Genomic DNA, 14,026 nt, shown 5'->3' on the forward strand with positions numbered 1-14,026 from the left:
GGATTCGGGAGGAAAGGCGCGGGCGCGTCAGGCGGCGACCCGCGCGCGTTCGGCCTGACGGCGCTGCCAGCGGCGCACGTGCGGCAGGTCGTCGTCGAGCCAGTACGCGTCGTCGTCGGTGATCACGAGCAGCTCTTCGAATTTCGCGCCGACACCGGCGAAGCCGAGGTGCGGCTCGACGGCCCACAGGCCCGGCACGGGCGCATGCTCGGAGCGGCGATCGATCGACCACAGCGGCGACCAGCCCTGCTGCTTTGCCGCGCGGCCCTGGTCGAGCAGCAGGTTGCGCGTCGCGTTCAGCCCGAAACGCGCGACGAAGCGCGGCTTCGACAGCTTGTGGATCTTCGCGACGCGATGCGCGAGCACCTTGAACGGATAGGCCTTGTGGCGCGGCTCGACGCCCTGGCGGCGGCACAGCGCATCGACTTCCTGCGCGACCTCGGCCATCGATCGGCGCGCCTTCACGAGCCGCACGATCATGTCGCGATGGTCCATCAGGTCGTCCCGCAACTGTTCGAGGATCGGGTTCTCGCCGAGGCAGTGCGCGTAGCCCACGTCGGCCACGATGCCGTCGAGCACGGGCGCGACGTCGAGGATCACCGGCATGTCGGTTTCGAGCTGCCGGTTGCTCGGGAAGAACGCGAGATTGAAGCCGCCCATGTGCTTGAGGCCCGAGAAGCCCTCGAACGCGGTGCGGTCGCCGAACCACGCGAACGGCTTGTGCAGCCAGTCGTGCACGCCGTTGTCCTGCAGCCATTCGGTCAGCAGGCGCGCGGCTTCCTTCTCGGTGATGCCGGGGTAGAGCATCGCGCCGACGGTTTCGACGCAGCGGTAGGCAAGCTGCTGGACCGCGCGGAATTGCGGCAACTCGTCGAGGTGGACTTCCGGCAGCGGGTGGTGGTCGGCCATGATGCGTCTCCATATGTCGGCCAGAGCGGGCGCTTCAGCGCTTGTCGACCGGTGTTGGTGCTTCGGTACTGACTCCGGTCCCACGCAAAGCGCGCTCCGGTCCTGTGCAAAGCGGGGCGCTGATCCGGAATGCATCCGCCGGTGTTCCCGTCGCGAATTATTCAGTCAGCATTAAATGTGCCATTGAGTAATGTAACGATGATAGCCGGTTCGGCGTGGTGCGCCAGCCCCCGGGGGTGAGGATTTGTCCTAATGAAAGGCCGAAATGAAGGGGAGACTCTAGGTTTCCGGCGGTCGGGGCCGGATGGCTGTGGGCGCACACGCGTACGGACCGGGGACCGGTTGGAGCTTGTCACGAGCGGTCCCGGCGCCGGCCTGGATGGCCGCGTGCGGCCGCCTTGCGATGGCCGGCATGTCGCGCCGGATCAACTTCGCGTCGCGTCGCGACGTGACGCCGTCATATTGCCGAAATAATTTCGTCACATCATCCGCCCCCAGTTCGGAGCCGTCCCGGCTTCGACGCGCCGATGAGCAGCCGGTGCGCGGTGCGCCGCGCAGGGTAGCGACCGAGCCGATTCGAGATTCGACATTTCCACGGAGAGAGACCATGCAACGCCGCAAGTTCATGAATACCCTTGCCGCGGCGACCGCTGCGACGTCGCTGATGCTCAAGGCCGGCACGGCCGACGCGAAGAGCGCAACCGCGCCGGACGCGCTTGACCCGGGCCGCTGGTCGCCGTTCAACGCCGCGCGCCTGCAGGCGGTGCTCGACCGGCATGGTGTCGCGAGCGCGCGCTACGACGAAAAGCGCCGCCCGTACGCGGTGTTCGACTGGGACAACACGTGCATCATGAACGACTGCGAAGAGGCGTTGCTGATGTACCAGATCAACCATCTGCAGTACAAGCTGACGCCGGACGAATTTGTCGACGTGATGTGGAAGGACGTGCCGAAGGGCGCGTTCGCGAAGGACTACACGACGATCGACGGCAAGCCGGTGACGATGGAAGACCTCGCCGCCGACGTCGAATCCGACTATCGCTGGCTCTACGCGAACTACCAGGGATTCGGCGGCAGCAAGAGCCTCGACGAGATTCGCGAGACCGATCAGTTCAAGGATTTCCGCGCGAAGCTGTACTTCATGTACGACGCGATCTGCGACACGCACCCGCTCGAGATCGGCTACAAGTGGATCATCTACTTCTACAGGAACATGACGACCGCCGAGCTGCAGGCGATGGCGGAAGCGTCGAACAACTACGGCATCGGCGACGCGCTGCGCAAGGTCCGCTACGAAAGCCCGAAGTCGCTGCCGGGCAAGGCCGGTGTAGTGGCCGACACGCATTTCCACGGCATCCGCATTCATGAGGAAATCCGCGCAGTGATGCACACGCTGCGCGCGAACGGCATCGACGTGTACGTGAGCACGGCGTCGCTCGACGATGTCGTGCGCGTGTTCGCCGGCAATCCGAACTATGGCTACGGCGTGCCGCCCGGGAACGTGATCGGCCTGCGCCTCGACATGCGCGATGGCAAGTATGAAAGCCGCTACCCGGACGGCTGGCACTTCAACTACGGCCCCGGCAAGACGGTCGGCATCCGCAATGTCCTCGAATCGAAGAAGGGCTATGGCCCGCTGCTGGTGTTCGGCGACAGCGACGGCGACGCGTGGATGCTGCGCGACTTCAAGGACACCGCGGCCGGCGTGATCGTCAACCGGATGAAGAAGGGCGAAATCGGCGCGGACAGCAAGCTCGCGGCCGAGCAGATCGGCAAGCCGGACGCGCGCTTCCTGCTGCAGGGCCGCGACGAGCACACGGGCCTGATGATCCCGGACGAGAAGTCGATCAAGTACGGCAAGACCGAGCGCAAGCTGCTGGCTTGACGTGCGCGGGGCGCCGGACGCCGGGCCGTCGCGGCCCGGCGTCCGGCGGGATCGGTATCGGCGTTGCGCGGGCCGGGAGACGCGCGTCTCAGCGCGCGCGCGGCGGCCCCAAGCGGTCCAGCAGCGCCCCCAGCAGATCGATCGGCAGCGGGAACACGATCGTCGAGTTCTTGTCCGCCGCGATCGTCGTCAGCGTCTGCAGATAGCGCAGCTGCATCGCCTGCGGCTCCTGCGCGAGCCGCTGCGCGGCCTGCAGCAGCTTCTCGGACGCCTGCAGTTCGCCTTCCGCATGAATCACCTTCGCGCGCCGCTCGCGCTCGGCCTCGGCCTGCCGCGCGATCGCGCGCACCATCGTCTCGTTCAAGTCGACGTGCTTGATCTCGACCGTCGATACCTTGATCCCCCACGCATCGGTCTGCGCGTCGAGCGTCTTCTGGATGTCGGCATTCAGTTGTTCGCGCTCGGCCAGCAGCGCATCGAGCTCGTGCTTGCCGAGCACCGAGCGCAGCGTCGTTTGCGATAACTGGCTCGTCGCGTCGAAGAAGCGCGCGACCTGGATCACGGCCTTCTCCGGATCGACGACGCGGAAATAAACGACCGCATTCACTTTCACCGACACGTTGTCGCGCGTGATCACGTCCTGCGGCGGCACGTCGAACACGACGGTGCGCAGGTCGATCCGCACGACCTGCTGGACGATCGGGATGATCAGCACGAGCCCCGGGCCCTTCACTTTCCAGAACCGGCCGAGCATGAACACCACGCCGCGCTCGTACTCGCGGAAGATGCGGATCGACGACGCGACGAGCACCACGACGAAGACGATCAGGACGCTGCTGAAGCCGAAGGTGTAGCCCATCATGTTGGTTCTCCGTGGTGTTGTTGTTCCTGAACCGGCACGTCGTAGAGCGGTGAGACGGTGAGCAGCAATCCCTGGCGGCCGGTGACGCGCACGCGGGAGCCCGCGGCGAGCGGCACGCTGCTCGCGACGCGCCAGCGCTCGCCATGCACGCGCGCCCAACCCGCGGCCGATGGCGCGGGGCCGGCCGCGCCGCGCGGCTGGTCGGCGCACAGGCCGTCGTCGAGCACTTCGCCGATGCTGCCGACCATCGCCTCGGCGCCCGTCACGACCGGGCGCCGCCGCGCGCGCAGCGCAACGCTCGACACGCCCGCGACGAGCAGCCCGCCGCCGAGCGCGAGGCTCGCGATCACGGGCCACGGAATCCCGTAGCCGGGCACCTCGGTATCGATCAGCATCAGCGCGCCGATCGTGAACGACACGATTCCGCCGAAACCGAGCACGCCGAAGGTCGGCAGGAACGCCTCCGCGACCAGGCAACCCAGACCGAGCAGCACGAGGCCGAGGCCCGCATAGCTGATCGGCAGCAACTGCATCGCGAACAGCCCGATCAGCAGGCAGATCGTGCCGGCGACGCCCGGCAGCACGAAGCCGGGGTTCGCGAACTCGAAGAAGAGGCCGTAGATGCCGATCGTCAGCAGGATCAGCGCGACATTCGGATCGGTGATGATCGACAGGAAGCGGCTGCGCCAGTCGGGCAGGACCACGACGAGCGGCGCATGTGCGGTCGCGAGCCGCAGCGTGCCGGCGGTGGTCGTCGCGCTGTGGCCGTCGAGCTGGCGCGCGAGGTCGGCCGGATCCTGCGCGATCAGGTCGACGACGTGCTGCGCGCGCGCCTCGGTCGCCGACAGGCTGACCGCTTCGCGCACCGCGCGCTCGGCCCATTCGGCATTGCGCCCGCGCAACTGCGCGAGGCCGCGGATGTAGGCGGCGGAGTCCTGCATCGCCTTGCGGATTTCGGTCGATTGCGTGTCGGTCGGCAGCGCGGCCGGCGCCGTACCCGAGGCTCCCGATGCACCCGGCGTCCCGGCCGGCGGTGCTCGCGGCGCAGCGGGGTTGGTGCCCGGCGCCGGCGCGCCGCCGCCGATGCCGAACTGCACGGGCGACGCCGCGCCGAGATTGGTGCCGGGCGCCATTGCCGCGAAGTGGCTCGCATAGACGATGTAGGTGCCCGCGCTCGCGGCCCGCGCGCCGCCCGGCGCGACGAATGCGGCGACCGGCACCGGCGAGCCGAGGATGGCCTTGATGATCTGCCGCATCGACGTGTCGAGGCCGCCGGGCGTGTCGAGCTGCAGGATCGCGAGCGGCGCGTGGTCGCGCGCGGCGCGATCGAGCGAGCGAACGATGAAGTCGGCGCTGGCCGGCCCGATCGCGCCGTTGATGGGGATCACGACGACCGGGCGCGCGGCTGCGGGTGCAGCGGCGGGCGGCGCTGCGGCGACGGCCGCACATACGACAAGTAGCGCCGCGAACAGCGCGGCGCGCGCGACCCGCGCGGACAGCGGGTGACGGGGGCGGCCGTCTGGCGCGGCAGGCGCCGGCGGCGGCCCGTGACGGTGGAGGCGCATCGGGGCGTCCGGGCGGCGCACAGTCGCACGCCGTCCGGCTCGCGGAAAGGGCGTTGGCCCGATGCTTAAAGATTAGGCGGTTTCGGCGCAAAGCGCGAAGCCGGGACCGCCGTGGCCGGATTCAGCCTGCGCCGCCGCCCCGCGCCAGCACTTCGTCGCGATAGTCGGCCGGACTGCGCCCGCTCCATTTGCGAAACGCGCGGTAGAACGCGCTCGGTTCCGCGAAGCCGGTCGCGGCCGCGACGTCGGCGATCGTGCGAGCAGGGTCGGCCAGCGCCTCGAACGCGAGATCGCGCCGCAGCGCGTCCTTGATCGACTGGTACGCCTGGCCTTCCTGGTGCAGCTTGCGGCGCAGCGTCGCCTCGGCCACGTGCAGCCGCGCGGCCATCCCGCCCGCGCCCGGCCACGCGGCGGGCGGCATCCCGCGCAGCACCGCGCGCACCCGCTGCGCGAGCGCGTTCGGGTTGCGGTACTTGACGATGAAACTGGCCGGCGCGTTGCGCAGGAACGTCTTCAGCGTCTTCGCGTTCTGCACGACCGGCAGCGTCGCGAATTCGGGATCGAAATCGACATACGAATCGGGTTCGTTGAAACGCATGTCGTCGCAGAACATCGACGGGTATTCGTGATCGGCGGGCGGTGTGTCGCAGCGGAAGCTCGCGTGCAGCAGCGGGATGCGCCGCCCGATCAGCCAGCAGGTGAGCCCGTAGACGATGATGAAATAGGTCGCGTACGTGAACATCGCGGGCGTCGCGCCGTTGTTGCGGTGCACGAAGCGCAGCCGCACGCGCTGCGGGTTCGCGTCGAGCTCCGCGTGCAGGTCGTCGAGCACGCAGTGCATGAAATTCACCGCGCGCGCCATCGCGTGCAGCCCGTCGCGCGCGGACAGCGCGGCCTGGCTCATCGCGATGAAGCTGCCGCTGCGCATCGGGTGGCGATCCTGCCCGAAAAACTCGTCGTCGAGCGCGCGCGCGATCGCGTTCCATAGCGCGCCGTATTGCTGCGCGGATACACGTGCGCGCGGCTGCCCGAGCAGCGCGGGCGCGATACCGGCCTGCGCGAGCAGCGGCTCGGCCGCGACGCCGCGCCGGGTCGCGAGCGCGACGCTGTACGCGACGAGGCTGATCGCGACGGTTCCCTTGTCTTCCTGCTTCATCGTGCCGCCGGTGTGGCAAAAACGCTCAGTGTAAATGAGCGACGCGAGCATCGAACAGTCGCGCGCGCTTGCCTACACTTGTTGCATCGAAACACAAGGACGGTCGCGCCCGGCGGCCGCGGGAGACAGCAGCACCATGGACGAGCTTTATACCGAAGACCAGCGGATGATCCGCGACGCCGCACGCGCTTTCGCCACCGAGATGCTGGCGCCGAACGCCGCGCAGTGGGACCACGATGCGCGGCTGCCCGACGCCATCGTCGCGCAGCTCGGCGAACTCGGCCTGCTCGGGATGATCGTGCCGCAGGAGCTGGGCGGCTCGTATACGGACTACGTCGCGTATGCGCTGGCGATGGAGGAAATCGCCGCCGGCGACGCCGCGTGCGCGACGCTGATGAGCGTGCACAACTCGGTGGGCTGCGGGCCGATCCTCGGCTTCGGCACGCCGGCGCAGAAAGAGCGTTGGCTGGCCGACATGGCGGCCGGCCGCGTGATCGGCGCGTTCTGCCTGACTGAGCCGCAGGCGGGCTCCGAGGCGAACAACCTGCGCACGCGTGCGGAGCTGCGCGACGGCAAATGGGTGCTGAACGGCGCGAAGCAGTTCGTGACCAACGGCCAGCGCGCCGGTGTCGCGATCGTTTTTGCCATGACCGACCCGGAAGCCGGCAAGCGCGGCATTTCCGCGTTCCTGGTGCCGACCGACACGCCGGGCTTCATCGTCGGCAAGCCCGAGAAGAAGATGGGCATCCGCGCATCGGACACGTGCGCGATCACGTTCGAGAACTGCGCGATTCCGGAAGAGAACCTGCTCGGCAATCGCGGCGAAGGGCTGAAGATCGCACTGTCGAATCTGGAGGGCGGGCGCATCGGCATCGCCGCGCAGGCGCTCGGCATCGCGCGCGCCGCGTTCGACAAGGCGCGTCGTTATGCGGGCGAGCGCGTGCAGTTCGGCAAGCCGATCGCCGAGCATCAGGCGATCCAGCAGAAGCTCGCTGACATGGCCACGCAGATCAACGCGGCGCGCCTGCTCGTGCACCACGCGGCGAAGCTGCGCACGGCCGGGCTGCCGTGCCTGTCGGAAGCGTCGCAGGCGAAGCTGTTCGCATCGGAGATGGCCGAGCGCGTGTGCTCGGACGCGATCCAGATCCACGGCGGCTACGGCTACCTGGTCGATTACGAAGTCGAGCGTCATTATCGCGACGCGCGCATCACGCAGATTTACGAAGGCACCAGCGAAGTGCAACGGATGGTGATCGCACGGCAGCTTTGAGCCGCGGCGGTCGCGTCAGCAAAAGCATCACGCAGGGCACGAGGGCAGCGCGGTAAACGCGGCACGCAACGACGTGACCGTGCGCCGCGCCACAGGGAATCGGGCATGGGCTGCAGCGCATGCACCGGTTGACCGCGAGGCATGGAGACTGGAGGAAACGATGACGGTACAGGCATTCCTGGACGCACGCGACTTTCTGCTGCGCCATCGCACCGACTACGAAACCGCGTACCGCGATTTCGAGTGGCCGGTGCTCGATGCGTTCAACTGGGCGCTCGACTACTTCGACCCGATGGCGCGCGGCAACGACCGGCCCGCGCTGTGGATCGTCGACGCGGCGACCGGTACGGGCGATCCGTATTCGTTCGCGCAGATGTCCGAGCGTTCGTCGCGGATCGCGAACTGGCTGCGCTCGATCGGCGTCGTGCGCGGCGATCGCATCCTGCTGATGCTGCCGAACCGTGTCGAACTGTGGGACGCGATGCTCGCCGCGATGAAGCTCGGCGCGATCGTGCTGCCCGCGACCACGCAACTGTCGGCCGACGACGTGCGCGACCGCGTGCAGATCGGCGGCGCGAAATACGCGATCGTCGACGAGAACGAAACCGCCAAATTCGAACAGCCCGACCTCGGCCTCGCGCGGAAGATCGTCGCCGGCGCGCCGCGCGCGGGCTGGCTCGCGATGAACGACGGCTACGCGGCGAGCGCCGTGTTCGAGCCGGACGCCGTCACGCATGCAAACGATCCGATGCTGCTGTACTTCACGTCGGGCACGACGTCGAAGCCGAAGCTCGTCGAGCATACGCACCGCACCTATCCGGTCGGCCATCTGTCGACGATGTACTGGGTCGGCCTGCAGCCGGGCGACATTCACTGGAACATCAGCTCGCCGGGCTGGGCGAAGCATGCGTGGAGCTGCTTCTTCGCGCCGTGGAACGCGCAGGCGTGCGTGTTCGCATTCAACTACGCGCGCTTCGAGCCGAAGGTCGTGCTCGATGCGCTCGTCAAATACCAGGTGACGACGCTATGCGCGCCGCCGACCGTATGGCGCATGCTCGTGCAGCAGCCGCTCGCGTCGTTCGACGTGAAGCTGCGCGAGATCGTCGGCGCGGGCGAGCCGCTGAATCCCGAGATCATCGAGCGCGTGAAGAACGCGTGGGGCATCACGATCCGCGACGGCTACGGCCAGACCGAGACGACCTGCCTGATCGGCAACTCGCCGGGCCAGCCGGTCGTCGCGGGCTCGATGGGCCGGCCGCTGCCCGGCTACCGCATCACGCTGCTCGATCCGGACGGCGCGCCTGCGACCGAAGGCGAGGTCGCGCTGCCGATCGGCCCGGACGTCGGGCGCCCGGTCGGGCTGATGAACGGCTATGCGAACAACCCCGACGCGACGGCCTATGCGATGCGCGACGGCCACTACCGCACGTCGGACATCGCGATGCGCGGCGACGACGGTTACTACGTGTATATCGGCCGTGCGGACGACGTGTTCAAGTCGTCCGATTACCGGTTGAGCCCGTTCGAACTCGAGAGCGTGCTGATCGAGCATCCGGCGATCGCCGAGGCGGCCGTCGTGCCGAGCCCCGACCCCGTGCGGCTGTCGGTGCCGAAGACTTTCATCACGCTGCGGCAGGGCTACGAGGAAAGCCCCGCGCTCGCGCTGGAGATCTTCCGATTCTCGCGCGAGAAGCTCGCGCCGTACAAGCGCATCCGCCGCCTGCAGTTCGCGGAGCTGCCGAAGACGATTTCGGGGAAGATCCGCCGCGTCGAGCTGCGCCGTCGCGAAATCGAGCGCGGCGACGAGGCGACCGCGCGGATGCCCGGCGAATACTGGGAAGAAGATTTCGCCGCCGAATTGAAATGAAATGACCGACCGCGGGCCGCGCGCGCCGCATTCCGCGGCGGCCGCCCGCAGCCGAATTGAACCGGCCGCGCGGCGGGATTGCGCTTCGCGGCCCTCTGCAAGGAGAAACGATCGATGAACGCGAATCCGACGCCCCAAACGGGGCAAGACGTGCCGACGGTCAAGCTGCTGATCGATGGCGCCTTCGTCGAGTCCGCCACGAAAGAGTGGCGCGACATCGTCAACCCGGCGACGCAGCAGGTGCTCGCGCGCGTGCCGTTCGCGACCGTCGAGGAAGTCGACGCGGCCGTGCAGGCCGCGCACGCCGCATATGCGACGTGGAAGAACACGCCGATCGCCGCGCGCATGCGCATCATGCTGAAGTTCCAGGATCTCGTGCGCACGAACCAGCAGCGCATCGCGAAGACGCTGACGGCCGAGCAGGGCAAGACGATTCCCGATGCCGAAGGCGACATCTTCCGCGGCCTCGAAGTGGTCGAGCACGCGTGCTCGATCGGTTCGCTGCAGCTCGGCGAATTCGCGGAGAACGTCGCGGGCGGCGTCGATACCTATACGCTGCGCCAGCCGCTCGGCGTGTGCGCGGGCATCACGCCGTTCAACTTCCCCGCGATGATTCCGCTGTGGATGTTCCCGATGGCGATCGTGTGCGGCAACACGTTCGTGCTGAAGCCGTCCGAGCAGGACCCGATGTCGACCATGGAGCTCGTCCAGCTCGCGATCGAGGCCGGCATACCGAAAGGGGTACTGAACGTCGTGCACGGCGGCAAGGAAGTCGTCGATGCGATCTGCACGCATCCGCTCGTGAAGGCGATCTCGTTCGTCGGCTCGACCGCGGTCGGCACGCACGTGTACCAGCTCGGCAGCGCGCACGGCAAGCGCGTGCAGTCGATGATGGGCGCGAAGAACCACGCGGTGGTGTTGCCCGATGCGAACCGCGAGCAGACGATCAATGCGCTCGTCGGCGCCGGCTTCGGCGCGGCTGGGCAGCGCTGCATGGCGACGTCGGTCGCGGTGCTGGTTGGCGAAGCGCGCGACTGGCTGCCCGATCTCGTCGCAAAGGCGAAGCTGTTGAAGGTGAACGCGGGCGCGGAAGCCGGCACCGACGTCGGCCCGGTCGTGTCGAAGACCGCCAAGGAACGCATCCTGTCGCTGATCGAGGCGGGCGTGAACGAAGGCGCGAAGCTCGAACTCGACGGCCGCGACGTGAAGGTGGCCGGCTACGAAAGCGGCAACTTCATCGGCCCGACGATCTTCTCGGGCGTGAAGACCGACATGTCGATCTACACGCATGAAATCTTCGGCCCGGTGCTCGTCGTGCTCGAAGCCGACTCGCTCGACGACGCGATCGCGCTCGTCAACGCGAACCCGTTCGGCAACGGCGTGGGCCTGTTCACGCAGAGCGGCGCGGCCGCGCGCAAGTTCCAGAGCGAGATCGACATCGGCCAGGTCGGCATCAACATCCCGATTCCGGTGCCCGTGCCGTTCTTCAGCTTCACCGGATCGCGCGGCTCGAAGCTCGGCGATCTCGGCCCGTACGGCAAGCAGGTCGTGCAGTTCTACACGCAGACGAAGACGGTCACCGCGCGCTGGTTCGACGACGACACGACGGCCGGCCCGGTGAATACGACGATTCGGCTGCATTGAGCGGCGGAGGACACGAACATGAAAATCGGATTTATCGGCCTCGGCCACATGGGTGCGCCGATGGCGCTGAACCTGTTGAAAGCCGGCCATGAAGTGCATGCGTTCGACCTGAGCGCCGATGCATTGCGCGCGCTGCAGGACGCCGGCGCGCAGGTTGCCGCGTCGCCGCGCGACGCCGCGTCGGGCGCGACGTTCGTGATCACGATGCTGCCGGCCGCGCCGCACGTGCGCTCGGTGCTGTCCGGCGAGAACGGCGTGCTGGCCGGCCTCGGCGCGGGCGCGACCGTGATCGATTCGAGCACCATCGACCCGGCGAGCGCGCAGGCGTTCGGCGCGCTGGTGCGCGAGCACGGCGGCGCATTCGTCGATGCGCCGGTATCGGGCGGCACCGGCGGCGCGGCGGCCGGCACGCTGACCTTCATGGTCGGCGGCAGCGACGCGGATTTCGAGCGCGTGAAGCCCGTGCTCGCCGGTATGGGCAAGAACATCGTCCATTGCGGCGCGACGGGCATGGGGCAGGTTGCGAAGGTCTGCAACAACCTCGTGCTCGGCATCTCGATGGCGGCCGTGTCGGAGGCGATGTCGCTCGGCGTCGCGCTCGGCATCGACCCGAAGGTGCTGGCCGGCATCGTCAACACGTCGACCGGCCGCTGCTGGAGCTCGGACACGTACAACCCGTACCCGGGCGTGATCGACACCGCGCCGTCGTCGCGCGGCTACTCGGGCGGCTTCGGCACCGACCTGATGCTGAAGGATCTCGGCCTCGCGAACGACGCGGCGAAGCAGGCGCGCCAGCCCGTCTATCTCGGCGCGCTCGCGCAGCAGCTTTACCAGACGATGAGCAGCCGCGGCGACGGACAGCTCGATTTCTCGGCGGTGATCCGCCTGTACCAACCGGCAACGAAGAAGGACGCATGATGATCGAACTGGACTACGTCGACGACGGCGCGATCGCGTGCGCGACGCTCAAGCGTCCGCCCGCGAACGCCTTTACCGCCGACGGGCTGCAGCAACTGCAGGAAACCGTCGCCGAGCTGAATGCGAACCCGCGCGTGCGCGCGCTGGTGATCACGGGCGACGGCCCGAAGTTCTTCAGCGCGGGCGCCGACCTCAACACGTTCGCCGACGGCGACCGCGCGGTCGCGCGCGCGATGGCGTCGCGCTTCGGCGCGGCGTTCGAGGCGCTGCACGATGCGCGCGTCGTGACGATCGCGGCGATCAACGGTTATGCGATGGGCGGCGGCTTGGAATGCGCGCTCGCGTGCGACCTGCGGATCGCCGAGACGCATGCGCAGATGGCGCTGCCCGAGCCGTCGGTCGGCCTGCTGCCGTGCGGGCTCGGCACGCAGACGCTGCCCTGGCTCGTCGGCGAAGGCTGGGCGAAGAAGATCATCCTGACCGGCGCGCGCGTCGACGCGGCGACGGCGCTCAGGATCGGCCTCGTCGAAGACGTGGTCGAGAGCGGGGCCGCACGCGACGCGGCGCTGGCGCTGGCGCGCAATGTCGCGCGGCAGAGCCCGCACGCGGTTGCATACAGCAAGGAGCTGATCGGCCTCGCGCGTCGCGGCGTGCCGCGCGGCGCGGCGCTCGCGGTCGAGCGCGAACGCTTCGTCGACCTGTTCGACACGAACGATCCGCGCGAAGGCGTGGCCGCGTTTCTCGGCAAGCGCGCGCCGCAATGGAGCACCGACGGAGAGCCGCAACGATGAGCACGCCGGTCATGAATCACGACGCGTTCGCGGAGCACGCGCCCGAGGTGCTGTTCCGCGTGGTGAACCGCGTGGCGCTGATCACGCTGAACCGCCCGTCCGCGCTCAACGCGCTGTCGTACGCGATGATCGGCGAGCTGGCCGCGCTCTTCGAGCGCTGCCGTCGCGACGACCAGATCGTCGCGGTCGTGTTGCGCGGCGCGGGCGAGAAGGGTTTCTGCGCGGGCGGCGACGTGCGTGCGCTGTACCGGATGGTGGCGCAGCGCGAAACCTGGCTGCCGTTCTTCGTCGACGAATACCGGCTCGACCATGCGATCCACACGTTCCCGAAGCCGGTGGTCGCGCTGATGGACGGCGTGACGATGGGCGGCGGCATGGGCCTCGCGCAAGGCGCGGCGCTGCGCGTCGCGACCGAGCGCAGCAAGATCGCGATGCCGGAGACGCGCATCGGCCTCGTGCCTGACGTCGGCGCGACGCATTTCCTGTCGCGCATGCCGGTCGAGCTCGAGCTGTACGTGGGGCTGACCGGCGCGATGCTGTCGGGCGCCGACGCGCTGACCGCGAAGCTGGCCGATCTGTGTGTGCCGTCCGCGTGGCTCGACACTTTCGAGACGCGCATCGAAAGCGTCAAGTGGGACGGCGACGTGCTGCCGGCGCTGCGCAAGGTGTTCGAACCGCCGTGCAACGTCGTGCCGCATGCGGCGCTCGACAGCCAGATGCCGTGGATCGTCCGTCACTTCGACAAGCGTTCGACCGTCGAGCGGATCGTCGCGACGCTGACGCAGGAACTCGCACGCGACGAGTTGACGCGCGAGCACCGTCAATGGCTGCAGGCGACCCTCGATGCACTCGCCGGCCATTCGCCGACGATGCTGCACGTGACGCGCGAAGCGCTGCTGCGCGGCCGGCAGATGACGCTTGCCGAATCGTTCCGGATGGAGCTCGGCATCGTCGCGCGCGCGATCGAGGAAGGCGATTTCTGCGAAGGCGTGCGCGCGCATCTCGTCGACAAGGATCGCAAGCCGCGCTGGGCGCCCGCATCGCTCGTCGAGCTGCGCGCCGAACGCGTGCGGCATTTCCTGACGTCGCCGTGGAAGCTGTTTGCCCATCCGCTCGCCGATCTCGGCGCCGCATGACGCACCCGACGCGCCGTGCGGCG

General features: G+C 68.3%; 11 protein-coding genes. 7 read left to right on the forward strand and 4 right to left on the reverse strand.

What is annotated here, in order from left to right:
* Positions 1 to 27: 27 nt before the first annotated feature.
* Positions 28 to 909 (reverse strand): M24 family metallopeptidase, encoded by an 882-nt coding sequence (locus BT264_RS26390; RefSeq protein ID WP_072441821.1) that lies wholly within the window; start codon positions 907 to 909, stop codon positions 28 to 30.
* 607 nt (positions 910 to 1,516) lie between these two features.
* On the opposite strand from BT264_RS26390, the gene BT264_RS26395 reads away from it, so the two are divergent.
* Positions 1,517 to 2,794 carry an HAD family hydrolase gene (locus BT264_RS26395; RefSeq protein WP_072441819.1) on the forward strand — a complete coding sequence of 426 codons (1,278 nt, stop codon included), beginning with the start codon at positions 1,517 to 1,519 and terminating at the stop codon, positions 2,792 to 2,794.
* A gap of 88 nt (positions 2,795 to 2,882) precedes the next feature.
* On the opposite strand, the gene BT264_RS26400 is transcribed toward BT264_RS26395, so the two are convergent.
* From BT264_RS26400 to BT264_RS26410, 3 genes are all read right to left on the reverse strand, one after another.
* Positions 2,883 to 3,656: a slipin family protein gene (locus tag BT264_RS26400; protein WP_072441817.1), complete on the reverse strand. Its 774-nt coding sequence runs from the start codon at positions 3,654 to 3,656 to the stop codon at positions 2,883 to 2,885.
* Positions 3,653 to 5,221 carry an NfeD family protein gene (locus BT264_RS26405; protein ID WP_072441815.1) on the reverse strand — a complete coding sequence of 523 codons (1,569 nt, stop codon included), beginning with the start codon at positions 5,219 to 5,221 and terminating at the stop codon, positions 3,653 to 3,655. The genes BT264_RS26400 and BT264_RS26405 overlap by 4 nt, the downstream gene beginning before the upstream one ends.
* Before the next feature lie 121 nt (positions 5,222 to 5,342).
* The gene (locus BT264_RS26410; RefSeq protein ID WP_072442057.1) at positions 5,343 to 6,377 is read right to left on the reverse strand and encodes an AraC family transcriptional regulator; all 1,035 of its coding nucleotides are present in this window, start codon (positions 6,375 to 6,377) and stop codon (positions 5,343 to 5,345) included.
* Between the two features lie 136 nt (positions 6,378 to 6,513).
* Between BT264_RS26410 and BT264_RS26415 the strand changes: the two genes are divergently transcribed.
* From BT264_RS26415 to BT264_RS26440, 6 genes are all read left to right on the forward strand, one after another.
* Positions 6,514 to 7,647: an acyl-CoA dehydrogenase family protein gene (locus tag BT264_RS26415; protein ID WP_072441812.1), complete on the forward strand. Its 1,134-nt coding sequence runs from the start codon at positions 6,514 to 6,516 to the stop codon at positions 7,645 to 7,647.
* A 160-nt stretch (positions 7,648 to 7,807) separates the two neighbouring features.
* Positions 7,808 to 9,514 carry an AMP-binding protein gene (locus BT264_RS26420; protein ID WP_072441808.1) on the forward strand — a complete coding sequence of 569 codons (1,707 nt, stop codon included), beginning with the start codon at positions 7,808 to 7,810 and terminating at the stop codon, positions 9,512 to 9,514.
* A gap of 114 nt (positions 9,515 to 9,628) precedes the next feature.
* Positions 9,629 to 11,158 carry a CoA-acylating methylmalonate-semialdehyde dehydrogenase gene (locus tag BT264_RS26425; protein WP_072441806.1) on the forward strand — a complete coding sequence of 510 codons (1,530 nt, stop codon included), beginning with the start codon at positions 9,629 to 9,631 and terminating at the stop codon, positions 11,156 to 11,158.
* A gap of 18 nt (positions 11,159 to 11,176) precedes the next feature.
* Positions 11,177 to 12,076, forward strand: coding sequence for a 3-hydroxyisobutyrate dehydrogenase (mmsB, locus tag BT264_RS26430; protein WP_011354325.1), 900 nt, complete (start codon positions 11,177 to 11,179; stop codon positions 12,074 to 12,076).
* A complete protein-coding gene (locus tag BT264_RS26435) occupies positions 12,076 to 12,867 on the forward strand; it encodes an enoyl-CoA hydratase (protein WP_072442055.1) in 792 nt (263 codons plus the stop codon). Before mmsB ends, BT264_RS26435 begins: the two co-directional genes overlap by 1 nt.
* Positions 12,864 to 14,003 (forward strand): enoyl-CoA hydratase/isomerase family protein, encoded by a 1,140-nt coding sequence (locus tag BT264_RS26440; protein ID WP_072441804.1) that lies wholly within the window; start codon positions 12,864 to 12,866, stop codon positions 14,001 to 14,003. Before BT264_RS26435 ends, BT264_RS26440 begins: the two co-directional genes overlap by 4 nt.
* The last annotated feature ends 23 nt before the right edge of the window (positions 14,004 to 14,026 follow it).

The sequence above is a fragment of the Burkholderia sp. NFPP32 genome (assembly GCF_900119325.1).
In the GTDB taxonomy this organism is placed as follows: Bacteria; Pseudomonadota; Gammaproteobacteria; order Burkholderiales; family Burkholderiaceae; genus Burkholderia; species Burkholderia pyrrocinia_C.

What these genes read in the sequence shown, in the direction of transcription:
- BT264_RS26420 (WP_072441808.1), top strand. Translation starts at nt 7,808, where the DNA reads ATGACGGTACAGGCATTCCTGGACGCACGCGACTTTCTGCTGCGCCAT.
- BT264_RS26405 (WP_072441815.1), bottom strand. Translation starts at nt 5,221, where the DNA reads ATGCGCCTCCACCGTCACGGGCCGCCGCCGGCGCCTGCCGCGCCAGAC.
- BT264_RS26440 (WP_072441804.1), top strand. Translation starts at nt 12,864, where the DNA reads ATGAGCACGCCGGTCATGAATCACGACGCGTTCGCGGAGCACGCGCCC.
- BT264_RS26435 (WP_072442055.1), top strand. Translation starts at nt 12,076, where the DNA reads ATGATCGAACTGGACTACGTCGACGACGGCGCGATCGCGTGCGCGACG.
- BT264_RS26415 (WP_072441812.1), top strand. Translation starts at nt 6,514, where the DNA reads ATGGACGAGCTTTATACCGAAGACCAGCGGATGATCCGCGACGCCGCA.
- BT264_RS26400 (WP_072441817.1), bottom strand. Translation starts at nt 3,656, where the DNA reads ATGATGGGCTACACCTTCGGCTTCAGCAGCGTCCTGATCGTCTTCGTC.
- BT264_RS26410 (WP_072442057.1), bottom strand. Translation starts at nt 6,377, where the DNA reads ATGAAGCAGGAAGACAAGGGAACCGTCGCGATCAGCCTCGTCGCGTAC.
- BT264_RS26395 (WP_072441819.1), top strand. Translation starts at nt 1,517, where the DNA reads ATGCAACGCCGCAAGTTCATGAATACCCTTGCCGCGGCGACCGCTGCG.
- mmsB (WP_011354325.1), top strand. Translation starts at nt 11,177, where the DNA reads ATGAAAATCGGATTTATCGGCCTCGGCCACATGGGTGCGCCGATGGCG.
- BT264_RS26390 (WP_072441821.1), bottom strand. Translation starts at nt 909, where the DNA reads ATGGCCGACCACCACCCGCTGCCGGAAGTCCACCTCGACGAGTTGCCG.
- BT264_RS26425 (WP_072441806.1), top strand. Translation starts at nt 9,629, where the DNA reads ATGAACGCGAATCCGACGCCCCAAACGGGGCAAGACGTGCCGACGGTC.